At 73.4% G+C, this 24702-nt stretch carries 21 protein-coding genes; 13 read left to right on the top strand and 8 right to left on the bottom strand.

The features are described 5' to 3' along the window. The first annotated feature begins 46 nt into the window (after nt 1–46). On the top strand, nt 47–541 hold the full coding sequence (locus ACFY00_RS29835) for a hypothetical protein (RefSeq protein ID WP_388035010.1): 495 nt from the start codon (nt 47–49) through the stop codon (nt 539–541). A gap of 102 nt (nt 542–643) precedes the next feature. On the opposite strand, the gene ACFY00_RS29830 is transcribed toward ACFY00_RS29835, so the two are convergent. Next, nucleotides 644–2251: a chitinase gene (locus ACFY00_RS29830; protein WP_388035007.1), complete on the bottom strand. Its 1608-nt coding sequence runs from the start codon at nt 2249–2251 to the stop codon at nt 644–646. Nucleotides 2252–2587: 336 nt separating this feature from the next. On the opposite strand from ACFY00_RS29830, the gene ACFY00_RS29825 reads away from it, so the two are divergent. The 4 genes from ACFY00_RS29825 to ACFY00_RS29810 all read left to right on the top strand — a co-directional run bounded on the left by ACFY00_RS29825 (nt 2588) and on the right by ACFY00_RS29810 (nt 7881). Further along, the gene (locus ACFY00_RS29825) at nt 2588–3382 is read left to right on the top strand and encodes an isoprenyl transferase (RefSeq protein WP_388035005.1); all 795 of its coding nucleotides are present in this window, start codon (nt 2588–2590) and stop codon (nt 3380–3382) included. Between the two features lie 191 nt (nt 3383–3573). Further along, the gene (locus ACFY00_RS29820) at nt 3574–4905 is read left to right on the top strand and encodes a PhoH family protein (RefSeq protein ID WP_388035003.1); all 1332 of its coding nucleotides are present in this window, start codon (nt 3574–3576) and stop codon (nt 4903–4905) included. A gap of 405 nt (nt 4906–5310) precedes the next feature. Continuing rightward, nucleotides 5311–5988, top strand: a complete 678-nt coding sequence (locus ACFY00_RS29815) for a transglycosylase SLT domain-containing protein (RefSeq protein ID WP_388035000.1) — start codon at nt 5311–5313, stop codon at nt 5986–5988. A 435-nt stretch (nt 5989–6423) separates the two neighbouring features. Continuing rightward, nucleotides 6424–7881 (top strand): AI-2E family transporter, encoded by a 1458-nt coding sequence (locus tag ACFY00_RS29810; RefSeq protein WP_388034997.1) that lies wholly within the window; start codon nt 6424–6426, stop codon nt 7879–7881. A gap of 94 nt (nt 7882–7975) precedes the next feature. Here the strand turns inward: ACFY00_RS29810 and ACFY00_RS29805 are convergent, their stop codons facing one another. Further along, nucleotides 7976–8509 (bottom strand): alkyl hydroperoxide reductase, encoded by a 534-nt coding sequence (locus ACFY00_RS29805; protein ID WP_388034994.1) that lies wholly within the window; start codon nt 8507–8509, stop codon nt 7976–7978. A gap of 3 nt (nt 8510–8512) precedes the next feature. Next, a complete protein-coding gene (locus ACFY00_RS29800) occupies nt 8513–9064 on the bottom strand; it encodes a peroxiredoxin (RefSeq protein WP_388034992.1) in 552 nt (183 codons plus the stop codon). A 175-nt stretch (nt 9065–9239) separates the two neighbouring features. Between ACFY00_RS29800 and ACFY00_RS29795 the strand changes: the two genes are divergently transcribed. The 5 genes from ACFY00_RS29795 (at nt 9240) to ACFY00_RS29775 (ending at nt 13524) form a co-directional block, all read left to right on the top strand. Then, the gene (locus ACFY00_RS29795) at nt 9240–10181 is read left to right on the top strand and encodes a LysR substrate-binding domain-containing protein (protein WP_388034989.1); all 942 of its coding nucleotides are present in this window, start codon (nt 9240–9242) and stop codon (nt 10179–10181) included. 174 nt (nt 10182–10355) lie between these two features. Next, a complete protein-coding gene (locus tag ACFY00_RS29790) occupies nt 10356–11285 on the top strand; it encodes an AAA family ATPase (RefSeq protein WP_388034986.1) in 930 nt (309 codons plus the stop codon). After that, on the top strand, nt 11282–12010 hold the full coding sequence (locus tag ACFY00_RS29785) for an HNH endonuclease (protein ID WP_388034983.1): 729 nt from the start codon (nt 11282–11284) through the stop codon (nt 12008–12010). Before ACFY00_RS29790 ends, ACFY00_RS29785 begins: the two co-directional genes overlap by 4 nt. A 91-nt stretch (nt 12011–12101) precedes the next feature. Then, a complete protein-coding gene (locus ACFY00_RS29780; protein WP_388034980.1) occupies nt 12102–12539 on the top strand; it encodes a MerR family transcriptional regulator in 438 nt (145 codons plus the stop codon). Continuing rightward, nucleotides 12508–13524: an NADPH:quinone oxidoreductase family protein gene (locus tag ACFY00_RS29775; protein ID WP_388034978.1), complete on the top strand. Its 1017-nt coding sequence runs from the start codon at nt 12508–12510 to the stop codon at nt 13522–13524. Before ACFY00_RS29780 ends, ACFY00_RS29775 begins: the two co-directional genes overlap by 32 nt. Before the next feature lie 81 nt (nt 13525–13605). On the opposite strand, the gene ACFY00_RS29770 is transcribed toward ACFY00_RS29775, so the two are convergent. The 3 genes from ACFY00_RS29770 to ACFY00_RS29760 all read right to left on the bottom strand — a co-directional run bounded on the left by ACFY00_RS29770 (nt 13606) and on the right by ACFY00_RS29760 (nt 19686). Then, complete coding sequence (locus tag ACFY00_RS29770; protein WP_388034975.1) at nt 13606–15405, bottom strand: SpoIIE family protein phosphatase; 1800 nt, start codon at nt 15403–15405, stop codon at nt 13606–13608. A 52-nt stretch (nt 15406–15457) separates the two neighbouring features. Continuing rightward, the gene (locus tag ACFY00_RS29765; RefSeq protein ID WP_388034972.1) at nt 15458–16195 is read right to left on the bottom strand and encodes a class I SAM-dependent methyltransferase; all 738 of its coding nucleotides are present in this window, start codon (nt 16193–16195) and stop codon (nt 15458–15460) included. A 509-nt stretch (nt 16196–16704) separates the two neighbouring features. Next, nucleotides 16705–19686 (bottom strand): BTAD domain-containing putative transcriptional regulator, encoded by a 2982-nt coding sequence (locus ACFY00_RS29760; RefSeq protein ID WP_388034970.1) that lies wholly within the window; start codon nt 19684–19686, stop codon nt 16705–16707. A gap of 212 nt (nt 19687–19898) precedes the next feature. Between ACFY00_RS29760 and ACFY00_RS29755 the strand changes: the two genes are divergently transcribed. Beyond that, nucleotides 19899–20108 carry a hypothetical protein gene (locus ACFY00_RS29755; protein ID WP_388034968.1) on the top strand — a complete coding sequence of 70 codons (210 nt, stop codon included), beginning with the start codon at nt 19899–19901 and terminating at the stop codon, nt 20106–20108. A 75-nt stretch (nt 20109–20183) separates the two neighbouring features. Here ACFY00_RS29755 and ACFY00_RS29750 read toward each other — a convergent pair whose 3' ends face one another. Next, entirely contained in the window at nt 20184–21845 is a 1662-nt protein-coding gene (locus tag ACFY00_RS29750) for a fumarate hydratase (RefSeq protein WP_285734474.1), read from the bottom strand. A 160-nt stretch (nt 21846–22005) separates the two neighbouring features. Here ACFY00_RS29750 and ACFY00_RS29745 point away from each other — a divergent pair, with 160 nt between their 5' ends. Further along, the gene (locus ACFY00_RS29745) at nt 22006–22734 is read left to right on the top strand and encodes a DUF1707 domain-containing protein (protein WP_388034965.1); all 729 of its coding nucleotides are present in this window, start codon (nt 22006–22008) and stop codon (nt 22732–22734) included. Between the two features lie 246 nt (nt 22735–22980). Further along, complete coding sequence (locus ACFY00_RS29740) at nt 22981–23322, top strand: WhiB family transcriptional regulator (RefSeq protein ID WP_388035110.1); 342 nt, start codon at nt 22981–22983, stop codon at nt 23320–23322. A gap of 191 nt (nt 23323–23513) precedes the next feature. On the opposite strand, the gene glpX is transcribed toward ACFY00_RS29740, so the two are convergent. After that, nucleotides 23514–24554: a class II fructose-bisphosphatase gene (gene glpX / locus ACFY00_RS29735; RefSeq protein WP_388034962.1), complete on the bottom strand. Its 1041-nt coding sequence runs from the start codon at nt 24552–24554 to the stop codon at nt 23514–23516. Nucleotides 24555–24702: the final 148 nt, after the last annotated feature.

Here is a 24702-nt window from a genome sequence, read left to right as displayed (position 1 = left end):
GCCAACTCCCTTGTCTGCCAAGGGACACAGCCTCCACCATCGAGTCATGACACCGGATCCCGGCCCCCGGCCGCCGCAGGACCCTCCCGCCACCGACCGGCCCCGTTCCAGGGCCTGGGAGGTGTGCCTGTACGCCGTGGTGGTCTTCTGGTCCCTCGCCCTGTCCTGGGCCGGGGCCGGCGGCAGGACGGTCTCCGCCTTCCAGCTCGTCGAGCGCGCCGACGAGATCAGGACCGGTGCCCTGAGCCACGCGGTGACGGCCCTGCGGGTCGTGCAGTGGTCCGGCGGCGCGCTGGCCGTCCTGTCGCTGGTGCGGGCGTTCGCGCCGAGCGTCCGGCTGGCCGGGGCGGCGCTGCTGGCGGCGACCTGCACGTTCGGGGGCGTCGCGGTGGCCGTGGCGGAACTGCACCGGAGCCTGCAGGCGCTGCCGGTCACGGCCAGCGCGTCCCTGGACTACGGCGCGCTGGTCGCCGCGGTGGCCGGCCTGATGGCCCTGATGCGCGCCGCCGGCGACCTGGAGCGGCAGCGCGCCGCGGGTTGACCGGCCCGGGAATGGGCGGGGCCCGCCGTACCCCAGCGGTACGGCGGGCCCCTGTGCGTGCGCCCACCCCACCCTCGAGGAGCGGCGCACTGGCTCTTCGGGTTACGGCATGGCGTGCGCGAAGGCGCCGACGTTGTTGGAGAAGTCGTTGCCGTTGTTGGCGTCCCAGTTGGTCGACCAGGTCATCGCGCCGCGGATGGTCGGCCACTTGGCCGGCGGGACGAAGCTGCCGCAGTGGTTGCCGGTGGCCAGGCAGTCCAGCGCGTTGTTCACCACGGTGGAGTTGACGTAGCCGCCGCCCGCCGCCTTGGTGGAGGCCGGGACGCCGATGCCGACCTGGTCCGGACGCAGGCCGCCCTGGATGTGGGTGCAGACCTGCGCGGTGATGAAGTCGATGGTGCCCTGGTTGTACACCTTGCCGTCGCAGCCGTTCATGCCGCCCGAGTTGTAGAACTGGGTGTTGACGACGGTCAGGATGTCCTTGGTGGCGAGCGCCAGCTGGAAGTACGCACCGGAGGTGGAGTACATGCCGATGGTCTCGGGCGCCATGGTCAGGATGAAGCCGGAGCCGACCTTGGCCTGCAGGGCGTGCAGCGCCTGCGCCATGTAGGTGGAGTTGACGCCGTTCTCCAGGTCGACGTCGATGCCGTCGAAGCCGTACTGCTGGATCAGCTTGTAGGCCGAGTCGGAGAACGCGGTGGCGGCGGCGGAGCTGGCCACCGAGATGGCGCCGTTCTGGCCGCCGATGGAGAGGACGACCTTCTTGCCGGCCGCGTGCTTGGCGGCGATGTCGGCCTTGAAGTCGGCGTCGGTGTAGCCGCCGAGCTTGGTGGCCAGCGCCGGGTCCAGGGTGAAGGAGATCGCGCCCTGGGTGGTGGTCGCGTCGGCGAAGGAGACCGCGATGATGTCGTACGCGGACTGCACGTCGCGCAGCTTCTGCACGGTCGAGCCGTTGTCGAAGTTCTGCCAGTAGCCGGTCAGCACGTGCTTCGGCAGGCCGGTGTTCGGCGGGGTGGTGGTCGCCGAGGAGGACGGGCTGGGCGAGGAGGACGCCGAGGCCGAGGGGGAGGCGCTCCGCGAGGGCGAGGCCGACGCGGAGGGCGAGGCGCTCTTGGTCGGCGAGGCGGAGGCCGACGGGGAGGCCGAGCCGGCGGAGGCCGACGGGGTCGGGGAGGCGGTGCCGCCCGGGCCGATCAGCTGGATGTCGTCCGCGTAGTAGGTGGGCTGGCCGTACCAGCCGTGCACGTACAGCGTGACGCTGGTGGTGGTGGCGCCGGTGGTGAAGGTGGTGTTCAGCTGGTTCCAGGCGCTCTGCGCGGACCAGGTGGACGGGTCGGTGCCGCCGGTGCCGCGGGCGCCCAGGTAGACGTACTGGCCCTGGACCCAACCGTTGAGCGTGTAGGCCGTGTTGGGGAGGACCGAGACGGTCTGGGTGCACTCCGCGGTGTCGGAGGCGCCGGGGGTGGCGGCCAGCGCGCCGGTGCCCGCGTGCACCGGGGTGGCGACCGCGGAGGTGGTGCCGACGCAGTTCCAGCCGGACAGGCCGGACTCGAAGCCGCCGTTGGTGACCAGGTTGCCGACCGCGGCGTTCGCGCCGCCGGCCGACAGGGCGAGGCCGGTGCCCGCCAGCGCCAGCGCGGTCGCGGTGGCGAGGACGGCCGGGATCTTGTTGCGGCGCCGGTGGGACGGCTGCTGCAGGGTACGGGCCATGACAGGCTCCAGTGCAGGAGAGTGGGGGTGTGGGTGTGGGGAGGCACGCCGGGAAGGTCGGGGAGAGCCGCCGCGGTGGGGGTCGCGGCGGCTCCGCTGTGGGGGAGGGTCCGCTGTGGTGCTGCCCACACGCTGGACTAGACCAATGGCAAGCGTCAAGACCCGGAATCCGGTTTAGGGGCGGTTTAAGGATTCGGATACCGTTCCGTAGCTTGTCCCGTGCGCGCACTGTGACAAGACCGGTACCTGCGGTTTTGCCGCGCGCAAACCCGGGCGGAGTAGGCTGCCGCAGGGGATTTCGCACCCGGAGCAATCAGTACGGAGAGGCCGTTCACGATGGGTCTGCGCGATGTGGTGGAACGGACGCCGGGGCTGCGCACCCTGCTGGACAAGGCCTACCGGCTGTACGGCCGCCGGGTCGAGGTGCACCTGGCCAACACCCCGCACCACATCGGCGTGATCCTGGACGGCAACCGGCGCTGGGCCAAGGCCACCGGCGGCACCACCGCGTACGGGCACCAGCGCGGCGCCGACAAGATCGGCGAGTTCCTGGGCTGGTGCGCGGAGACCGACGTCCGGGTGGTCACCCTGTGGATGCTCTCCACCGACAACCTGGCCCGCCCCGCCGAGGAGCTCGTCCCGCTGCTCGGCATCATCGAGGACACCGTGCAGGGCCTGGTCGAGGCGGGCCGCTGGAAGGTCCACCCGGTGGGCGCCCTCGACCTGCTGCCCGCCCGCACCGCCGAACTTCTCAAGCGCGCCGCCCAGGACACCGCGCACGTCGACGGCCTGACCGTCAACGTCGCGATCGGCTACGGCGGCCGCCAGGAGATCGCCGACGCCGTCCGCTCGCTGCTGCAGGAGCACGCCGGCCGCGGCACCTCGATCGAGGAGCTGGCCGAGGTCCTCGACGTCGAGCACATCGCCGAGCACCTGTACACCAAGGGCCAGCCCGACCCGGACCTGGTGATCCGCACCTCCGGCGAGCAGCGGTTGTCCGGTTTCCTGCTCTGGCAGTCCGCGCACAGCGAGTTCTACTTCTGCGAGGCCTACTGGCCGGCCTTCCGGAAGGTCGACTTCCTCCGGGCGCTGCGCGACTACCAGCAGCGCAACCGGCGGATGGGGCGCTGACCGCAGGTCAGGTTCCATTACCCCTGGGACGGGTGGGAAAACGTTCACCTGTTGTGATCCCGCCGTTCGCTCCGGCGCGAATGCGGGGCCCCTCGCCTGGGAATACACCCCTCAGACCGTCCCCCCGGCCAGCGGGGCCGCGGGGACCGGTGGGCCGCGGGTGACGTCGGGTCACCCGCTCTGGAGGGCTAGTGGTCAGTTCCAAGAGCCGCCGGACACCTGACCGGCGCACGTACGTCCTCGACACCAGCGTGCTCCTGGCCGACCCCCTCGCGATGACGCGGTTCGAGGAGCACGAAGTGGTCCTCCCGGTCGTCGTGGTGACGGAGCTGGAGGCCAAGCGGCACCATCCGGAGCTGGGCTACTTCGCCCGTCAGGCGCTGCGGATGCTGGACGACTACCGCGTCCGGCACGGCCGGCTGGACGAGCCGATCCCGGTCGGCGAGCTCGGCGGCACCATCCGGGTCGAACTGAACCACTCCGACACCTCGATCCTCCCGGCCGGCTACCGGGTCGGCGGCGGCGAGGCCGACACCCGGATCCTCGCGGTCGCCCGCAACCTGCAGGCCGAGGGGTACGACGTCACGGTGGTCTCCAAGGACCTGCCGCTGCGGATCAAGGCGAGCTCGGTCGGCCTGCTGGCCGAGGAGTACCGGGCCGAGCTGGCGATCACCTCCGGCTGGACGGGCATGACCGAACTGCACGTCCCCGCCGACCAGGTGGACCAGCTGTTCGCCGGCCAGGAGCACGCCCTGCAGATCGAGGGCGTCGAGCAGCTCCCCGTCCACACCGGGCTGGTGCTGCACTCCGAGCGCGGCCGGGCGCTGGGCCGGGTGGCCCCCGACGGCCGGGTGCAACTGGTGCGCGGCGACCGGGAGGCGTTCGGCCTGCGCGGCCGCAGCGCCGAGCAGCGGATCGCCCTCGACCTGCTGCTGGACCCGGAGATCGGCATCATCTCGATGGGCGGCCGGGCCGGCACCGGCAAGTCCGCGCTCGCCCTGTGCGCCGGCCTGGAGGCCGTCCTGGAGCGCCGCCAGCACCGCAAGGTGATGGTGTTCCGCCCGCTGTACGCGGTCGGCGGCCAGGAGCTCGGCTACCTGCCCGGCAGCGAGGCCGAGAAGATGGGCCCCTGGGCCCAGGCGGTCTTCGACACCCTCTCCGCCGTCACCACGCCCGACGTGATCGAGGAGGTCATCTCCCGCGGCATGCTGGAGGTCCTGCCGCTCACCCACATCCGCGGCCGCTCGCTGCACGACGCCTTCGTGATCGTGGACGAGGCCCAGTCGCTGGAGCGCAACGTGCTGCTCACGGTGCTCTCCCGGATCGGCCAGAACTCCCGCGTGGTCCTCACCCACGACGTCGCCCAGCGCGACAACCTGCGGGTCGGCCGGTACGACGGGGTGGTCGCCGTGGTCGAGAAGCTGAAGGGCCACCCGCTGTTCGCCCACGTCACCCTCACCCGTTCGGAGCGCTCGCCGATCGCCGCCCTGGTGACCGAGATGCTGGAGGACATCCAGCCCTAGGCATAACCGGACACAACGGGGCAAAGGGGCCTGGCGCATAGCGTCAGGCCCCCGCGCTGTCAGTCGAACTGACGTCCCCTCGGCGGCCGGTGGGCCAAAGCCGCAGGTCGAAAAGTTTGTGAGATCCGCCACGGCACAGGGAATTGCGTAGACACGTCCGCGTGCGGCATGGTGAGGGTTCTGTCAGGCCCCGCGTACGGCACTGCACGCCCGGCAACTCCGGTCGGCGGGCGTACAACTGAACACCGCAGAGCCGTACGCCGCTCGTTCCAGCCGCAGTTCCCGGACGCCGTCCGGGAGGCGGCGAGCCCGAGCCTCCCGTGACCAGCGTTCGACGGAGGCCAGTGCCAGGGGCAGATACGCGCCCGTACGGTCACAGGACGGGCGACGCTGGAAGGAAACCATGTGACTCGGATCTCGGTCCGGGGAGTCGCTGTCGCCTCCGCCACCGCGGTGACCGCCGTCGGTGCCGTCGTGGGTGCGGCCTCTGGCAGTGAGGGCAAGGCCGACGTCCAGACGGTCGATGTCGCGAGCGCCACGCTGCTCGCCGACGCTCCCACCGGCACGCAGGCCCAGAACGTCAGCGACGGCATCGGCCGTCAGGCCGACGCCCAGCAGGTCTCCGCCGACGCCGCCGCCAAGAAGGCCGCCGAGGAAGCGGCCCGGCAGAAGGCCGCGGCCGACGCCCAGGCCAAGGCCGACGCGGAGAAGGCGGCCAAGGCGGCCGAGGAGAAGCGCGCCAAGGAGGAGGCCAACCGCGCCGCCGCCCGCAGCGTGCTGGCCACCGTCAGCCCCGGCTCCGTCCAGGACATGGCGCTGCAGATCATCGGCGACCCCAACCAGTTCCAGTGCTTCAGCCAGATCGTGAAGCGCGAGAGCGGTTGGGACTACACCGCCACCAACGCCTCCTCCGGCGCCTACGGCCTGGTGCAGGCACTGCCCGGCTCCAAGATGGCCTCGGCCGGAGCGGATTGGCGCACCAACCCCGCGACCCAGATCAAGTGGGGCCTCAGCTACATGAACAGCCGCTACGGCAGCCCCTGCGGCGCCTGGTCGTTCTGGCAGGCCCACAGCTGGTACTAGGCCCACCGGCCCGGTCCGCGCACCGAAGCGTCGAAGCACCGAAGGGCCCGCCCCCCGCTCTCCCGCGGGGCGCGGGCCCTTCGTGCTGCCGCCGCGAGGCGGTGGCCACGGCGCGGGCCGCCCCGCCCGGGCGGCGCTGACCAGTGCGCCGCGGGCGGTGACGGCTCGGTGCGGACGCGGGGGAACGGAGCGGGTCCTGGTTTTCTCCGCTCCCGGCCGGTCCGCCGACAGATGGTCCGTTCTGCTCACACCCCTTCCCCCCGCCCCTCGGGCGAAACCTCCGGAAAGCTGGCGAATTGCCGGAATCACCCGGCCGTTCGCCGAGGCACCCCCGAGACCGGGCGCCCCACCGGCGGGTAGCGTTCCTCACCGACGGCCGCGCGATCCGCGGCCCCGAGCAGACGGCACGGACAGACGACACGGGGGAGACCGGCAGTGACGGAAGAGACGGGCGGCGGCCGCTGGCGCGGCCTCGCCAAGATGGGAGCGGTCGCGGCCGGCCTGTTCGCCGCCGCCGAACGCCGCCGCCGCGCGGCCATCTCCGCCGAGGCGCACGTCCTCGCCAACGAACAGGCCGTCGAGCTCGCCGCCGAACTGGTCGCCCTGCGCACCGCCGAGCAGACGGTCCGTCAACTCGCCGAGCACGCGGGCGGATCGGCGGACGCACCGGCCGCACCACCGGAAGGAGGGGCCGTGCGCACCGACGACACCGTCCCCGCCCCGCGCACCCCCGAGCACGGCCTCCCGCTCGGCACCCCCGAGCACCCGCTCCCCAGCGCCCCGCTCGGCCGCCCCGCCAACCCCGTCGACGCCGTGCCCTGGACCCTGCGGGTCGCCGCCGAGTCGACCTGGCGGCTGCTGCTGCTCGGCGTCGCCCTCTACGTGGTCTTCCGGGTCGTCGACACCCTCAAGCTGGTCGCCTTCTCCGCCGTCGCCGCCCTGCTGATCTCCGCGCTGCTCGAACCCACCGTCTCCTGGCTGCGTCGGCACGGCGTCCCCCGCTCGGTGGCCGCCGTCGTCACCTTCCTGGCCGGACTGGCCAGCATCGGCCTGGTCGGCTGGTTCGTGTTCTGGCAGGTCTCCAGCAACCTCGACTCGGTCACCACCCAGGTCCAGGACGGCGTCCGGCAGTTGCGCGACTGGCTGCTCAACGGCCCCTTCCACCTCACCCCGGACCAGCTCAACAACTTCACCAACCAGATCACCACCGCCATCGGCAAGAACTCCGAGGCGCTCACCTCGGCCGGCTTCACCGGTGTCACCATCGCCGTCGAACTGCTCACCGGCGTGGTGCTCACCGCGTTCACCACCTTCTTCCTGCTCTACGACGGCGCCCGGATCTGGAGCTGGGTGCTGCGCGGACTGCCCCGGCACTCCCGCTACGCGATGGCGGGCGCGGGCCCCAAGGCCTGGGCCACCCTGACGGCGTACGTCCGCGGCACCGTCACCGTCGCCTTCATCGACGCGCTCTGCATCGGCATCGGGATCAGCCTGGTCGGCGTGCCGATGGCGCTCCCGCTCGCGGTGATCATCTTCCTGGGCGCGTTCGTGCCGCTGGTCGGCGCCCTGGTCACCGGCACCATCGCGGTGCTGATCGCCCTGGTCGCCACCGCCAGCGTCGGCAAGGCCCTGGTGGTGCTGGTCATCCTGATCGGCGTCCAGCAGTTGGAGGGCCACATCCTGCAGCCCCTCATCCTCGGCCGCGCCGTCCGGGTCCACCCGCTCGGCGTGGTCCTCGGCGTCGCCGCCGGCTCGATCATCGGCGGCATCCCCGGCGCGATCGTCGCCGTCCCGCTGATCGCGGTCACCAACACCGTCACCGGCCACCTCCGCCAGCGCAACGCGGCGGGGCAGGAGGTCTTCCAGGCCATCGAGGCCGCCCGGAAGCAGTAGCGCCCCCCGCCGGGAGGCGTCCGTGAACGAAAGGTCCGCCCCGGGAGAGAACCCCCTCCCGGGGCGGACCTTTCGTTCAGCGTGTTCGGCGTGCTCAGCGGGGAAGCTGCGCCTCCGCGTCCAGCACCGCGGCGACGGCCTGGACGGTCGCGGCGATCTTCACCGCGGCCTGGATCACCTCGCGTTCGACGCCCGCCTTGCGCAGCACGCCCTCGTGCGAGTCGAGGCACTGGCCGCAGCCGTTGATCGCCGAGACGGCGAAGGACCACAGCTCGAAGTCGACCTTGTCGACGCCCGGGTTGCCGATGATGTTCATCCGCAGACCGGCCCGCATCGTCCCGTACTCCTTGTCGGAGAGCAGGTGCAGCGTCCGGTAGTAGACGTTGTTCATCGCCATGATCGCGGCCGCGCCCTTGGCGGCCTCGTAGGCCTCGGGCTTCAGGTTGGCCCTGGCCTCGGGCTCCAGCTCGCGCAGCACGATCGGGGAGCGGGTGGCCATCGCGCAGGCGAGGACGGTGCCCCAGAGCTGCTGCTGCGGCAGGTCGGAGTTGCCGATCACCGAGCCGAGGTTGAGCTTGAGGTCCTTGGCGTAGTCCGGCAGGGCGGCCTTGAGTTCGTCGAGCGCCATCGGTCAGCCGGCCAGCAGGGCCTGGGCGTCGAGGGTGTCCTCGCCCTTGGTCCAGTTGCACGGGCACAGCTCGTCGGTCTGCAGGGCGTCGAGGACCCGCAGCACCTCCTTGGGGTTCCGGCCGACGGAGCCGGCGGTCACCATGACGAACTGGATCTCGTTGTTCGGGTCGACGATGAACACCGCGCGCTGGGCGGTGCCGTCCGCGCCCTCGACGCCGCAGGCCCGCATCAGGTCGTGCTTGACGTCGGCGAGCATCGGGAAGGGCAGGTCGCGCAGGTCCTTGTGGTCCTTGCGCCAGGCGTGGTGGACGTACTCGGAGTCGCCGGAGACGCCGAGGATCTGGGCGTCGCGGTCGGCGAACTCCTCGTTCAGCTTGCCGAAGGCGGCGATCTCGGTCGGGCAGACGAACGTGAAGTCCATCGGCCAGAAGAACACGACACGCCACTTGCCCTCGTAGGACTTGTGGTTGATCTCGGCGAAGGCGTTGGCGGCGTCGAGGTCCACGCAGGCGTTGAGTTCGTACTCGGGGAACTTGTCACCGATCGTCAGCACGTTCGCTTCTCCAAGGTTTGGGACGAGGGTTGTCCGGATTGCGGACATTTCCCAGCGTCGCACATCACCACTGATCAGTGAAATCGGTTCTGCCGCGAGCCGCGATAGGCAAGTCCGATCAGTGCGGCAGACTGGAACGGAGCACCCCCGTCGACCGGCAGGAAGCACCACCCCCGTGAAGCCCAGCGCGCCCCGCACCCCCACCGTCTCCCAGTTGCGGGCCTTCGCCGCGGTCGCCGAGCACCGGCACTTCCGGGACGCCGCGGCCGCGATCGGCACCAGCCAGTCCGCGCTGTCCGGGGCGGTCGCCGCGCTGGAGGAGTCGCTCGGCGCGCAGCTCGTCGAGCGCACCACCCGCCGGGTCGTGATCACCCCGCTCGGGGAGCGGATCGCCGAGCACTCCCGCCGGGTGCTGTCCGCGCTGCACGCGCTCACCGAGGAGGCCGAGGCCGCCCGCCGCCCGTTCACCGGGCCGCTGCACCTCGGGGTGATCCCCACCGTCGCACCGTACCTGCTGCCCGCCGTGCTGCGGCTGGTCCGCGACGCCTACCCCGACCTCGAACTGCACGTCCACGAGGAGCGCACCCCCTCGCTGCTCGGCGGCCTGGCCGACGGCCGGCTCGACCTGCTGCTGCTGGCGCTGCCCGCGGGCGGGGCGCTGCCGGTGGCCGAGATCCCGCTGTTCGACGAGGACTTCGTGCTGGTCGTGCCGCCCGAGCACGACCTCGCCGGACGGGTCGACGTCCCCCGGGACGCGCTGCTCGACCTGGACGTGCTGCTGCTGGAGGAGGGGCACTGCCTGCGCGACCAGGCGCTCGACATCTGCCGCGAGGTCGGCGCCGAACCGGCCGGGGGCAGCACCCGGGCCGCCGGGCTCTCCACCCTGGTCCAGCTGGTGGCCGGCGGCCTCGGCGTCACCCTGCTGCCCGCCACCGCCCTCGACGTCGAGGCCGGACGCACCGACCGCCTCGCCGCCGTCCGCTTCGCCCACCCCGCCCCCGGTCGCCGGATCGGCCTCGCCCACCGCCCCGGCTCCGCCCGCACCGCCGAGTACACCCGCTTCGCCGCCGCCCTCCGCGAGGCCCTGCGGGGCCTGCCGGTCCGGCTCGCGGCCTGAGCCGCCCGAGCCGTCGGAGCCGTCGGAGCCGTCGGAGCCGCCGGACGGCCCGGTTCGCTCGAACGGGCGATGGCGGGTGCGCGCGGCCGAGTTGACGCCGCGTCACCTGCTCGTCCCGGCCGGGCGGATGGGCGGGCCGGGGCGTGGGCATAACCGCTCCGAGGGGGTGGTCCGGTGTACGTGTCGCGGATCAGGGTGTCCGGAGTGAAGTGCTTCACCGGTGCGCGGGAGGTCGACCTGACGATCCCGCCCGGCCCGGGGTGGACGGTCTTCGCCGGGCCGAACGGCAGCGGGAAGAGCACCCTGCTGCGGGTGCTCGCGATGGCGCTCGGCGCGCTGCCCCCCGGCCCCGCCGCCCGCTGGGGCGCCGACGGCTGGGTCCGGGCCGACCCGGCCCCGCGCTGGCGGGTCGGCGACCCGCCGGGCCCCGCGCGCGCCCACCACCCGCTGCCCGCCCTGGGCCGCCGCACCCCGCTGGACGCCGAACTGGCCGCCGAGGTGCTGCCCCCCGGCTGGCGGGTCAGCGACCCGGAACGGCAGTACGTCGCCCGCGGCGACCTGGAACTCCCGCTGGACGAACTCGGCGACGGCACCGCCGGGTTGGCCCGCCTGGTCAGCCAGCTCGCCGCCGCCCCCGCCACCCCGGGCCCGGTGCTGCTGGACGACGTCGACCGGCACCTGCACCCGCTCTGGCAGCAGCGGATCGGCCCCTGGCTCACCGGGCGCTTCCCGCACGCCCAGTTCCTGGTCACCACCCACAGCCCGTACGTCTGCCAGGCCGCCGACCCCGGCGCCCTCGTCCGGCTGCCCGGACCGGACGAGGACCGCGCCCCGTACCGGCTCGACGAGGAACTCCGGCAGCGGGTGCTGTACGGCAGCGGCGAGGACACCGCGCTGTCCGAACTGTTCGCGCTGCCCAGCGCCTACTCGCCCGCCGCCGAGGCCGAGCGCCGACTGCTGGTGCGCCTGGAGCGCAAGCTGTACGCCGGGCAGGCCACCGACGCCGAACTCGCCGAGTACCGCGAACTGGGCGCCAAGCTGAACAGCTCGCTGACCGCCCGGGTCGACGAGGTCACCGCCCGGCTGCTCGGCAGGGACGGGTGATCCCGCTCCAGCGGCCACCGCTCCAGCCCCGGCTGGCCGCCGAACTCGCCCGCGCCACCGACCGGATACGCGCCGACGGCCCCAACACCGCCACCGGGCGTGCCGCCTGGCGCCGCGCCGTCCGCCCCAAGGCCCAACTGCGGCTGATGCTGCGGCAGATGGCGCCCGGCCTGGAACGCTGCATGTACTGCGGCGACAACCTGGGCACCGACATCGACCACTTCGAACCGATCGCCCAGGCCCCGCTGCGCACCTTCGACTGGCAGAACCACCTGCTGGCCTGCGCCCACTGCAACAGCAACCGCAAGCGCGACCGCTTCCCGCGCGACCCGGCCACCGGCGACGGCCTGCTGGTCGACCCCTGCCGCGAGGACCCGGCCGACCACCTGCGGCTCTACCTGGACTCCGGCGCGTACGACCCGCTGACCGTCCGCGGCGAGGCCACCATCGAGGTGTTCGGCCTCAACGAGCGGCCCGAACTCGTCCGCGGCCGCCGGATGATGTTCGCCGTGGTCAAGGCCCTGCTGCTGGCCTGGCGGTCCGCCGCCACCCCCGCCGCGGCCGCCGAGTACGCCGCCGCGCTGCGCGAGATCCACCACGCCGACGTGCTGCGCACCGTCCTCGCCCTGCGCCGCAGCCGCCCGCTGGCGCTCGCGGTGCTGGGCCCGGACGTCCTCGACGCGCTCGACCGACTCGTCGACGGAGCCTCGGGGTTCCCCGGATGAACCGGCCAACCGGCACTGCGCAGAAGGTGGTTGGCGGGACGTCGGCCCGTGCTGCGGAAGATCGCGGCGCCCCCCGGCGTTGGGTACGGGCATGAGGATCGGGGAGGCCGCGCGAGCCAGCGGCGTGAGCGCGAGGTCGCTGCGGTACTACGAGGACGAGGGGCTGATCGTCCCGGGCCGGTTCGACAACGGGTTCCGCGACTACTGCCGGTCCACCATCGACCGGGTGCTCGCCATCCGCTCGCTGCTGGAGTCCGGGCTGCCCGTGCGGCTGATCAGGGAGGCCCTGCCCGACCCCGCCGACCCCGGAAACGCCGGGGCGGTGGACGAGGAGTTCCTGCGCGAGGTGCGCGCCCACCGGGACCGGCTCGCCGCGCGGATCGCCCTCCTCAGCGAGCAGCACGCGGCGCTCGACGCCTACCTCCGGGCGGCGCCCGGCACCGACCCGCGCCCGCCGCTTGACCTTGACGCAAGCGTCAAGGTCCTACCGTCGGCGCATGGAGACCGACGAGCAGCACAGCACCGATGAACGGACGGTCCGGGCCCTGGTCCAGCGCTCGCACCTGGGCCCCCGGGACCTCACCCTCACCACCGGCCGCCCGCGCCCCGTGCCGGGGCCCGGCGAGTACCTGATCCGGGTGGGCGCCGCCGGGGTCAACTTCGCGGACGTCATGCAGACCCGCGGCACCTACGGGGGCGGCCCGCGGGCGCCCTACGTCGCGGGCTTCGAAGCGGCCGGCGAGATCGTGGCCGTCGGGGAGGGCGTCGCCGAGCCGTTCCCGCCCGGCACCCACGTCGTCGGCACCGGCCCGGGCGCGTTCGCGCAGTACGCGACGGTGTCGGCGGCCGGGGCGCTCCCCGTGCCGGACGGCTGGAGCGACGCCGAAGCGCTCGGCCTGGTGCTGAACTGGGCGACCGCGCTGGCCGCCCTGAAGCCGCTGGGCGGGATCCGGTCCGGTGAGACGGTGCTCGTCCACGCCGCGGCCGGCGGCGTGGGGCAGGCCGCCGTCCGCCTGGCCCGCCACTACGGCGCGCGGGTGGTCGCCACGGCCTCCCCGGCGAAGCACGACACCGTCCGGGCGCTCGGCGCCGACGAGGTCCTGGACGGCCGGCGTTCCGACCTGGCCGCCGAGGTCACCCGCCTGACCGGCGGGGTCGACCTGGTCCTGGAGTCGGTGGGGCGGGCCACCTTCGCGACCAGCCTGGCGGTCACCAAGCCCTTCACCGGACGTGTCGTGGTGTTCGGCGCCGCCTCGGGCGACGCCACCCTGACCACGCACGACCTGGTCTTCACCCACCCGGTCCAGGTCAAGGGCCTGCACATCGGCGCCCTGGCCGCCGCCGTCCCGTCCCTTTACCGCTCGCTGATCGCCGAACTCGGGACGCTCATCGCCGACGGCGTCTACCCGCCCGGCACGCCGGTGGTCCACCCGCTGGCCGACGGCCCGGCCGTCCTGGAGAGCCTCGAAGCGGGCCGGACCAGCGGCAAGCACGCCCTCGACCCCTGGCGTTGAACCCTGCCCCGCGGCCCTCAGCGGCTGCGGCCCCCGGCATCCGCAGCCCTCAGCGGCTGCGGCCCCCGGCATCCGCAGCCCTCAGCGGCCGCGCTCCAGCCGCTGCTCGAACCAGACCACCTTGCCCGTGCCCAGCCGGGTCGCGCCCCAGCGGTCCGCGCACCGGGCCACTATCTGCAGGCCGCGCCCGCGCTCCTCCTCCGGCCCGGCCCGGCGGGTGCGCGGCAGCGCGGGGGAGTCGTCGCCGACCTCGCAGCGCAGCAGCGAAGTGCGCACCAGCCGCAGCGTCACCGGCCGGGTGGCGTGCTGGATCGCGTTGGTGACCAGCTCGCTGACCATCAACTCGCAGTTCTCCGCGAGGTGTTCCAGCCCCCAGCGGCGCAGCGCGTGCCCGGCCAGCCGACGCGCCCGGCCCGGCGTCTCGTGCCGCGGCTGCAGGTGCCAGTGCGCGACGTCCTCGGCCGGGATGCCGTCGAACGCGGCCGCCAGCAGGGCGATGTCGTCCGCCCGGTCGCCCGGCGGCAGGATCCGCAGCGCCTCCTGGCACAACTGCTCGGGGGTGAGCCGGTGGCCGCCCGCGAGCCGGGCCCGCAGCAGCTCCAGGCCGGTGCCCAGCGGGCGGCGGCGGGTCTCCACCAGGCCGTCGGTGAACAGCAGCAGTGCCGAACCGGGCGGCGCTGGCAGCTCCACCGAGGCGAAGTCCACCCCGCCGACGCCGATCGGCGCGCCCGAGGGCAGTTCCAGCAGCTCGCTGCTGCCGTCCGGGCCGATCAGCACCGGCGGCACGTGCCCGGCGTTGGCGATCCGCACCCGGCCCGCGATCGGGTCGTACACCGCGTACACGCAGGTCGCCAAGTGGTGCTCGCGGCCCAGGCGTTGGGCCTGCTCGTCGAGGTGGTACAGCACCTCGTGCGGCGGCAGGTCCAGGCCCGCCAGGGTCTGCGCGGAGGTGCGCAACTGGCCCATCACGGCGGCCGAGGTCAGCGAGTGGCCCATCACGTCGCCGGTGATCAGCGCGACCCGGTTGCCGGGCAGCGGGATCGAGTCGTACCAGTCGCCGCCGACCTGCGCGCCGCGCTCGCCCGGCAGGTAGCGGTGCGCCAGCCGGACGCCGTGCGGCTGCGGCAGGTGCGCGGGCAGCATCGAGCGCTGCAACTGGTCGGCGATCTCCCACTCGCGGGTGTAGCGCAGCGCGGTGTCCACCGCCAGGCCGCCGTGGGTGGCCAGGTGCGCGGCGGTCGCGGCGTCGGCCGGGTCGAAGCCGGCGGGGGCGCCGTCCGGCAGCGGGCGGCGGATCAGCAACAGCATGCCGAGCGCGGCCTGCCGCCCGTGCAGCGGCAGCGCCAGCAGCGCCGTCCCGGCGGGCAGCCGGCCCAGCGCCCGGGCGCCCAGCAGTTCGGCGGCCAGGCCGCCGCGGGCGCCGCGCCCGGCGTCCAGCACGGTGGGCCCGCTCGGGGCGCGGTGGGTCAGGGCGTGCTCCAGGGCGCTGCCGGGCAGCACCGGGCGCAGCCCGGCGCGACGGCCCAGCCGGGTGCCGCAGGTGTGCCGCACCCGCAGGGCCCGCGGCGGCCCCGGGTCGCGCTCGACGTCCGGCAGCGGGTCGCGGACCAGCACCACCAGGGCGTCCGCGACCGCCGGGACGAGCACCCGGCCCAGGTTGCGCAGGGTCGCCGTCAGGTCCAGCGAGCTGTTGATCCGCCGGGCCGCCCGGTCCAGGGCGGCCAGCCGCTCCGCCAGCCGCTGCGGCACGCCGGAGGGCACCTCGCCGGAGGCCGGAGCGTCGGGGGCCGGAGCGTCGGGGGCACCCCCGCCGGGCGGCGGGTGCCGCTGGACGGGTACGGCGGGCGGCTGCCCCGCCAGGGGCTCCAGGTGGTCGCGCACGGGCTGCCCGATCTGTGCAGGTGTGGTGTCGGGTACGGGAGCTGACGCCGCGTCAGCCGGTGCGCCGACAGCGCAGGTACAGCTGGGTCTCCGGCGGCTGCGCGGACCCGGCGGGCGCGTACGACTGGCTGTCCACCGCCTCCACCGCGAACCCGGCGCCCTCCAGCAGGGCCACCAGGTCCTCGCGCAGGTAGCCGCTGACCCGGATCTCCTGCTCCAGGAACGGCAGCGGCGCGTCGTCCAGGTCCGCCTCGACCATGCCCAGCGCCAGCAGCCCGCCCGGGCGCAGCAGCGCGCGGAGGCGGCCGAGCGTCTCGGCGATCTCCGCGCGGGGCAGCATCAGCAGCGAGAAGAACGCCGCCGCGGCGTCCAGCGAACCGTGCCCCGCGAGGCCCAACTCCGGTGCGCCCCACAGGGTTCCGGCGCTCTCCAGGCCGAGGTCCAGGACGTCCATCCGGTGGAAGGACGCCGCCGGGACGGCCGCCCGGGCCTGCGCCAGCATCCCCTCGGACAGGTCGATGCCGGTCACCCGCAGCCCGCCCGCGGCCAGTTGGCGGGCGGTCGGCTCGCCGGCCCCGCAGCCCACGTCCAACACCCTTGCACCGGACGGGAGTTCGGACAGCAGCCAGTCGCCGCACGCGAGTTGCCCGGTCCTGGCCGGAAACACCTCCTGGTAGCGGCCCCCGATCGCGTCGAACACGGCGGCCTGGCGGGCCCGTTCGGCCCGGCGCGCACCTGCCGTGGACGCCCCGTCGGCGTCGGCGGCGGCAGTGGTCTGTTCGTCCGTCACGATGATCTGGGCACCTCTCCCGCGTGCGTCCTGCCCTGCCCGTCGTGGCCCGCACACCACGCCCGACCCTGGCCTTCGAGAATAAACGCGATCACCGCACCGTGGAGTCCGTTTCCGGCCAACTCGTGCGCCGTTGGGCGCTTATCGCCCGCCAGGGGAGGCACGCCGGGGTCCGCCAGGTAGCGCGCCAACGGCCCGCACGCCGCATGGCGCGACCGCGCCACGGCCCGCGCCAGGGTCGTGAACCGCGCCGTGCCCTGGGGCGTGGACCGCGCCGTGACCTGCGCCGTGACCTGCGCCGCGGCCTGGGTCGTGAGCTGGGGCGACGCCCGGTCAACGGCCTTGCCGCGAGCGTTTATCGAACGTCAATCGCCACCTGTCAGAGTCTTCTCAGCGCCGGGGAAGCGTCAAGGCGTTCCCGCAGCCGGGGGGCTGCGGGGACGCCGACGCTCCCGGGGGGAAGGCTTCCGCCAGGGGGGACCAGGGGGGTACCACGGGGGAGCGGGGGCCTACGGCGCGACGGGGGGAAGAGGGGGAGGGGAAGGCTCGGTGTGCCGCGAAGCGATGAGGTCCTGCACGGGCTGGGCCTCGGGCACACCGAGCCGGGTGAACACCGTGAGCGCCTCCTGGAGACAGGCCAGCCCGCGCGAGGGCTGGCCCAGCTCCAGGAGCGCCTCGCCCAGGGCGGCGTTCGCCATGCCCTGGCAGTACGCCGCCTCGATCTCCTGGGCGATCGACAGCGACTCCTCGGCCGCCTCCGCCGCCGCCGCGAACTGACCGTCCGCGAGCAGGCAGGCCGCCAGCCGGGCCAGCGAGTAGCCCTCCCAGATCGGGTGCTGGTGCTGCCGGTACAACTGGTGCGCCTCCCGCAGGTGCACCGCCGCCTCGCCGGGCGAGCCGGTGGAGCGCAGCACCACGCCCAGCTGGTAGAGGGTGTCCGCCAGGCAGGGCACGTTCCCGGACGCCCGGGCCGCCGCCACCGCCGCGCGCGCGGACTCCTCGGCCTCGGCGTGCCGGTCCAGGCCCACGTACGAACGGGCCATGTTGCCCAGCAACCGGGCTTCGCTGATCGGGGCGTTCAACCGGGACGCCATCAGCTGGGCCTGCTGGTAGAACGGCAGGGCCTCGGCCGGGCGGCCCGCCATGATCAGGACGATCGCCAGGGCGTTGGCGGTCGTCAGGCGCTGGGCGGTGGGCCGGTCGGTCGGTTGCAGGGCCAAGCTGCGGGCCAACGACTTCTCGGCTTCGGTGAGTTCGCCGCCGACCCGGTGGACCTGCCCGAGCGCGTGGTGCACGCCGGCCAGGACGACCGGGTCCCGGTCGGCCGCCACGCTGGTCGCCGCGGCCAGCAGCATGGCTCGGATCCGGGGGGCCAGGGTCGGGTCCTCGATCACCGACACCAGGCTCTGCAGGATGTCCACCGCCGGACGCAGCAGGTCCATCGGGGCGTTGGCGGCCGCCTCGACGGCGCTCAGCAGGACCGCGACCTCCGAGCGCAGCCAACTGCGGGCGGCGTCGTTGTCGGGGAACGCCCGGCCCGGGGAGTCGGCCCGGTGCAGCGGCTCGACGGACAGGTCGTCCGGCTCGATCACCCGCAGCGCGTTCCGCATGGTGGCGTCCAGCAGGTCCAGCAGCCGCAGCAGCGCCGCGTGCTGCTGCTCGACGTCCCCCAGCTTGGCGTTCTGCCGCTGCGCGTACAGGCGCAGCAGGTCGTGGTACCGGTACCGGCCGGGGGTGAAGCACTCCAGCATGTTGGCCTCGACCAGGGCCTCCGCCAGGTCCTCGGCCTCCTGCTCGGAGGTGCCGAGCAGCGCGGTGACGGCCGACAGCGGCAGGTCGGGGGAGTCGACCAGGGCGAGCAGCCGGAAGGCCCGGGCCTCCTCGGGCCGGAGCTGGGCGTAACCGAGCCCCAGGGTGGTCTCCACGGCGAGGTTGCCGAGTTGGAGCTCCTGGAGCCGGTTGCGCTGGTCCGCTAACCGCCGGGCCAGGTCGGAGACGCTCCAGCGCGGACGGCTGGCCAGCCGGGCGGCGGCGATCCGGACCGCCAGCGGCAGGAACCCGCAGGAGGTCACCACCTGCAGCGCGGCCTCCGGCTCGGCGCCGACCCGCTCGGCTCCGACGATCGCCGAGAACAGCGCCAGCGCCTCGTCCGGGGTCAGCTCCTCGATGTCCACCAGGTGCGCGCCGGGCAGTTCGGCCAGCCGGGAGCGGCTGGTCACCATCACCGCGTTGCCGGAGACGCCGGGGATCAGCGGCCGCAACTGCCCGGCGTCGCGGGCGTTGTCGAGCAGGATCAGCATCCGCTTGTCGGCCAGCAGCGAGCGGTACAGCGCGGCGCGCTGCTCCAGCGAGTCGGGGGCGTCGGGCGCGCCGAGCGCGTGCAGGAAGTCGCCGAGCACCACGGCCGGGTCGGCGGGGGAGGCGCCCGCGCCGCGCAGGTCCACGTACAGCTGCCCGTCCGGGAAGTCCGGCCGCAGCGAGTGCGCGACGTGCACCGCGAGGGTGGTCTTGCCGACGCCGCCGATGCCGGCCAGCGAGGTCACCACGACGGCTTGGCCGGAACCCGCCCTCAGCACGTCCCGGAGTTCGCTCACCAGCTTGCTGCGCCCACTGAAGTCCGAGACGTCGGCCGGGAGTTGGGCGGGCGGGACGAACGGGGGAGGCTCTGCGGCGGCCTTCGGCGGGGCGGCCGACGGAGCCAGCAGTTCCGGGTCGCCGGCCAGGATCCGGGCGTGCATGGTGGACAGCCCGCTGCCCGGCTCCACGCCCAGTTCGTCGATCAGCAGCTTGCGGGTGTCCGCGTACACGCCCAGCGACTCGGCCTGCCGACCGCTGCGGTACAGCGCCAGCATCAGCAGCTCGCGCAGCCGTTCGCGCAGCGGGTGCGCGGCGGACAGCGAGTTCAACTCGGCCACCACGTCGGCGTGCAGGCCGATCTCCAGGGCCAGCGCGCAGCGCTCCTCGGCCACCGCGAGCTGCCGTTCGGAGAGCCGACCGCGCTGGGTCTCGGCGTACGGCCCCGGCACACCGGCCAGCGGACGGCCGCGCCACAGGTCGAGCGCGGCGACCAGGGTGTCGTGGGCGGGGCGCAGGCCGCCGTCGGCCCGGGCGGCGGACGCCTCGGCGACCTGCCGCTCGAAGACGGCCAGGTCCAGGGCGTCGGCCGGGATCCGCAGCGCGTACCCGTCGGTCATCGAGACCAGGACCTCGGAGGGCGTGCGGGCGGCGCGGTGGGGCTCCAGCACCGAGCGCAGCCGGGAGACGTAGGTGCGCAGCGCGGCGACCGCCTGCGGCGGAGTGCGGTCCCCCCAGATGCCGTCCACCAGGTCGTCGGTGGTCACCGGACGGCCCTCGCTGAGCAACAGGGCCACCAGGACGGCCTGTTGCTGCGGCGATCCGAGGGCCAGCGGCACGTCGCCGCGCCACGCCTGGACAGGGCCGAGCACTTGGAAGCGCAACGCCGCGGCGGAGCGCGTGTCCTGATGCTCCATGTCCTCCCCTGTGGCCGATGAACCGTCTGTTCCCCACGCCTCCGCCGGTCGGGTGGGGGCGACAGCTTATGAGGAACCGTGCAAACGTCCACCAAGCGGATGCGCGGTGCAACGTTTATAAGACATTTAGCGGTCCCTACGATACTGTCCGCGCGCCCAACGACAGTCGTCCGGGTGATCGAAACCCTCTCAGCTGAAAGGCGGCCCGCCCCATGGCCGACGAGACCACCACCGCCGTTCCCGAGGCCGAGCAGATCCCGGCCCCGGTCGAGCACACCGCCGACGTCGCCGACCCGAACGCGATCGAGAACGCCCTCGAAGCGCTGGCCGAGCAGTCCGCTCCGGAGGTCGCTCCGGTCCCCGCCACCGACAAGCCGGGCGAGGACCTCGAGCCGCTCGGCCTGGTGACCAACTGCCCCTGACCCACCCCCGCACGACCAGAACGAGCCCCGGCCCTCACCGGCCGGGGCTCGTCCCGTTTTCGTGCACGGACACCGCTACTGCGCCGAGCGCACCCGCAGGTTGGTGATCAGCGGGCCGTCGGTGACCTCGGCGAAGAAGTCGTTGCCCTTGTCGTCCACCACGATGAACGCCGGGAAGTCCTCCACCTCGATCCGCCAGACCGCCTCCATGCCGAGCTCCGGGTACTCCAGCACCTCGACCTTCTTGATGCAGTCCTGCGCCAGCCGGGCCGCCGGGCCGCCGATCGAGCCCAGGTAGAAGCCGCCGTGCTCGGCGCACGCCTTGGTGACCTGCTTGGAGCGGTTGCCCTTGGCCAGCATCACCATCGAGCCGCCCGCCGCCTGGAACTGGTCGACGTAGGAGTCCATCCGCCCGGCCGTGGTCGGGCCGAAGGAGCCGGACGCGAAGCCCTCGGGGGTCTTCGCCGGGCCCGCGTAGTACACCGGGTGGTCCTTCAGGTACTGCGGCATGCCCTGACCGGCGTCCAGGCGCTCCTTGATCTTGGCGTGCGCGATGTCGCGGGCCACCACCAGCGTGCCGGTGAGCGAGAGCCGGGTCTTCACCGGGTACTTGGACAGCTCGGCGCGGACCTCGGACATCGGGCGGTTCAGGTCGATCCGCACCACGTCGTCGTTCAGGTGCTCGTCGGTGGTCTCCGGCAGGTACTTCGCCGGGTCGGTCTCCAGCTGCTCCAGGAACACGCCCTCGGCGGTGATCTTGCCGAGCGCCTGGCGGTCCGCCGAGCAGGACACCGCCATCGCGACCGGCAGCGAGGCGCCGTGCCGCGGCAGCCGGATGACCCGCACGTCGTGGCAGAAGTACTTGCCGCCGAACTGCGCGCCGATGCCGATCTTCTGGGTCAGCTCGAAGACCTTCTGCTCCAGCTCCAGGTCGCGGAAGCCGTGCCCGGTCCGCGCGTCGCCGCCGGTGGGCAGGTTGTCCAGGTAGTGCGCGGAGGCGTACTTCGCGGTCTTCAGGGCGAACTCGGCGCTGGTGCCGCCGACCACGATCGCCAGGTGGTACGGCGGGCAGGCCGCGGTGCCCAGCGAACGGATCTTCTGCTCCAGGAAGTTGAGCATCGACGCCTCGTTGAGGATCGCCTTGGTCTCCTGGTACAGGTACGACTTGTTGGCGGAGCCGCCGCCCTTCGCCATGAACAGGAACTTGTACGCGTCCCCGTCGGTGGCGTACAGCTCGATCTGGGCCGGCAGGTTGTTGCCGGTGTTCTTCTCGTCCCACATGGTCACCGGGGCCATCTGGGAGTACCGCAGGTTCAGCTTGGTGTACGCGTCGAACACGCCGCGGGCGATCGCCGACTCGTCCTCGCCGGAGGTCAGCACGTTCTGGCCGCGCTTGCCCATCACGATCGCGGTGCCGGTGTCCTGGCACATCGGCAGGATGCCGCCCGCCGAGATGTTGACGTTCTTCAGCAGGTCCAGCGCCACGAACCGGTCGTTCGGGCTGGCCTCCGGGTCGTCCAGGATCCGGCGCAGCTGCGCCAGGTGCGCCGGGCGCAGGTAGTGCGAGATGTCGTGCATCGCCTCGGCCGTCAGCAGCCGCAGCGCCTCCGGCTCGACCTGCAGGAAGGTGCGACCGCCCGCCTCGAAGGTCGAGACCCCCTCGGAGGTGAGCTTGCGGTACGGAGTGGTGTCCGTGCCGAGCGGGAGCAGGTCGCGGTAGGCGAACTCTGGGGCCATGGGGTGATCCTTCGGTTCTTTCGGCTTCGTCGACGAGGCACCCTCCAGGTTAGGCGCACCCACCGCTCGCGCCGCGCCCAGGTCCGCCTCCGTGACCGGGGTCACGCCCGTTGCGTCGAACCGCCGTTCGGGGCGGGGGCGGGCTCGCTAGGCTTGTGACGTGGACAACTCTCCCGAGCAGGACCCGCGGGGCCCGCTGCCCGCCCCGCTGCCGAAGAACGCCCCCGTCCAGGCCCCCGGAACCGACCTGGCCGCCGAACTGCGCGCCTCCGACGCCGACCGCGAACGCGTCGCCGACCTGCTGCGCGACGCGTACGCCGAGGGCCGGCTGACCGTCGACGAGCACGCCGAACGCATCGAGGCCGCCTACAGCGCCCGCACCTTCGGCGAGTTGGAGCCCCTCACCCGCGACCTGCCCAGCCACCCCGGCCCGATCCGGCACAACCTCACCAAGCCCCCGCTGGAGGCCCCGGCCCACGCCCCGCAGCCCCCGCTGCCCCCGGCCCGGGCCGAGTCCCCCACCATGGTCGCGGTCTTCGGCGGCGCCTCCCGCAAGGGCCGCTGGCGGGTCGGCTCGCACCTCAAGGCGGTGGCCGTGTTCGGCGGCATCGAGATCGACCTCACCGACGCGGTCTTCGAGTCCCCCGAGGTGGTCATCGAGGTGGTCACGGTGTTCGGCGGCGTCGAGGTCCGGGTCCCCGAGAACGTCAGCCTGCACGGCGGCGGCGCGGGCGTCTTCGGCGGCTTCGAAGTTCGCGAACAGACCTCCGCCGACCCCTACGCCCCCGTCGTCCGGGTCAGGGGCGCCGCCGTGTTCGGCGGCGTCGAGGCCAAGCCGCGGCGCGGCAAGAAGCTCACGGAGTGGGTCCGCCGCCAGCTCGACGGCTGACCTGCGCACTTCCCGACGCGGCGTCAACTCGCCCCGCGGCACTCGTCGTTGTCCCGAGTGCAGCGGGTAGTCGGTTGCGTGCGGTGTGCATGAATCGCGGGGCGGCGGGGTAGTTCCCCTCGCACATCGTTCCTGTACGGCTGTGACCCCGCGGGTCGGCGACGGCGCCACGGCGAGGGAGCACGGGGCAGTCGGGCAGGAGGCGAGACCGTCCCCGAGCCTTGAGCCTGGTCAGGAGTTACCGTGCTGCACCCGATCGAATCCACCGCCGCCGCCCGCCGCCCGGCGGCCCAGCCGGGCGTGGACGACAGCCCCTGGCACACCTCCGCCGCCTGCCGCAGCGACGAGGCCGGGCTGTTCTTCGCCCCCTCCAAGGAGCCCACGGCGGCCCGCCTCGCCCGCGAGGAACAGGCCAAGCGCGTCTGCGCCCGCTGCCCCGTCCTCCTCGAGTGCCGCGAACACGCCCTCGCCCAGCCCGAGCCCTACGGCGTCTGGGGCGGCCTGACCGCCGCCGAGCGCCGCGTCGTCCTCACCCGCCGCCGTCGCCGCGAAGCGGAGATCCGCGTCCCGGCCCGCATAGCCGGCTGAAGACCGGAGCCAGGGAACGCGGAACCAGGGGCGCGGGGAACTGCGCGGCCAGCCGAGCGCACCCAGCCGGATCGCGACGCGGCACAGTCACCTGCACCGTCCCGCGACCACGCTGACGTGCGACTCCTTCCCCCAGCCCCAAGGGGGGCTGGGAGGTGCCCCCTGCGCGCAGTTCCCCGCGCCCCTCCCGCTCAGTTCGCCCGGTCGAAGTCGATCGCGCTGTACGCCCGCAGCTTGGCGAGCTTGTGGGTGGAGTCGATCCGCCGGATCGTCCCGCTCTTGGAGCGCATGACCAACGACGAGGTGGTGGCCGTCTCCTGGCGGTAGTGGACGCCGCGCAGCAGCTCGCCGTCGGTGATGCCGGTGGCGACGAAGAACACGTTCTCGCCGCTGACCAGGTCGTCCGTGGTGAGCACCCGGTCCAGGTCGTGCCCGGCGTCGATCGCCTTCTGGCGCTCCGCCGCGTCCTTGGGCCACAGCCGCCCCTGGATGACGCCGCCCATGCACTTCATCGCGCAGGCCGCGATGATGCCCTCGGGGGTGCCGCCGACGCCCATCAGCAGGTCGACGCCGGTCTCCTCGCGGGCGGCCATGATCGCACCGGCCACGTCGCCGTCCGAGATGAACTTGATCCGGGCGCCGGCCTCGCGGATCTCCCGGACCAGGCCCTCGTGCCGGGGCCGGTCCAGCACGACGACGGTGACGTCCTCGACCGCGGAGCCCTTCGCCTTGGCGACCCGGCGGATGTTGACCGCGGGCGGGGCGGTGATGTCGACGTAGTCGGCGGCCTCGGGGCCGCAGACCAGCTTGTCCATGTAGAAGACCGCGCTGGGGTCGAACATGGTGCCGCGGTCGGCGACCGCGAGGACCGCGACGGCGTTGTTCATGCCCTTGGCGGTCAGCGTGGTGCCGTCCACCGGGTCGACGGCGACGTCGCACTCGGCGCCGGTGCCGTCGCCGACCCGCTCGCCGTTGTAGAGCATCGGGGCCTCGTCCTTCTCGCCCTCGCCGATGACGACGATGCCGTTCATCGAGACGGTGGAGACGAGGGTGCGCATCGCCTTCACGGCCGCGCCGTCGGCGCCGTTCTTGTCACCCCGGCCGACCCAGCGGCCGGCCGCCATCGCGGCGGCCTCGGTGACCCGGACCAGTTCGAGGGCGAGGTTGCGGTCGGGCGCTTCCGGTGCGACCTCCAGGGCGGAGGGGAGGTGGTGCGGGTACTGCGTGGTCATCGTCGTTACCTCTCTGTACGCGACGGCCAGTCAGCACCGGGACGCGGAGCGTCACCAGTGCTGCATTGAGGGTTGCTGCGATCGTATCGGCAGGCGGAACGGGTGTCTGTGGCGCCCGCCTCCTCCACCCCTTACCGGCAGGGACCGG

The sequence above is a fragment of the Kitasatospora sp. NPDC001540 genome, from assembly GCF_042894345.1.
Taxonomy (GTDB): domain Bacteria; phylum Actinomycetota; class Actinomycetes; order Streptomycetales; family Streptomycetaceae; genus Kitasatospora; species Kitasatospora phosalacinea_C.
The sequence above is the reverse complement of the archived record's forward strand: the minus strand, read 5'-3'. Positions and strand labels throughout refer to the sequence as shown.

Coding starts and splice junctions, on each gene's coding strand:
- ACFY00_RS29750 (WP_285734474.1), bottom strand. CDS start 21,845: ATGGCCCCAGAGTTCGCCTACCGCGACCTGCTCCCGCTCGGCACGGAC.
- ACFY00_RS29775 (WP_388034978.1), top strand. CDS start 12,508: ATGGAGACCGACGAGCAGCACAGCACCGATGAACGGACGGTCCGGGCC.
- ACFY00_RS29830 (WP_388035007.1), bottom strand. CDS start 2,251: ATGGCCCGTACCCTGCAGCAGCCGTCCCACCGGCGCCGCAACAAGATC.
- ACFY00_RS29805 (WP_388034994.1), bottom strand. CDS start 8,509: ATGGCGCTCGACGAACTCAAGGCCGCCCTGCCGGACTACGCCAAGGAC.
- ACFY00_RS29825 (WP_388035005.1), top strand. CDS start 2,588: ATGGGTCTGCGCGATGTGGTGGAACGGACGCCGGGGCTGCGCACCCTG.
- ACFY00_RS29780 (WP_388034980.1), top strand. CDS start 12,102: ATGAGGATCGGGGAGGCCGCGCGAGCCAGCGGCGTGAGCGCGAGGTCG.
- ACFY00_RS29755 (WP_388034968.1), top strand. CDS start 19,899: ATGGCCGACGAGACCACCACCGCCGTTCCCGAGGCCGAGCAGATCCCG.
- ACFY00_RS29760 (WP_388034970.1), bottom strand. CDS start 19,686: ATGGAGCATCAGGACACGCGCTCCGCCGCGGCGTTGCGCTTCCAAGTG.
- glpX (WP_388034962.1), bottom strand. CDS start 24,554: ATGACCACGCAGTACCCGCACCACCTCCCCTCCGCCCTGGAGGTCGCA.
- ACFY00_RS29835 (WP_388035010.1), top strand. CDS start 47: ATGACACCGGATCCCGGCCCCCGGCCGCCGCAGGACCCTCCCGCCACC.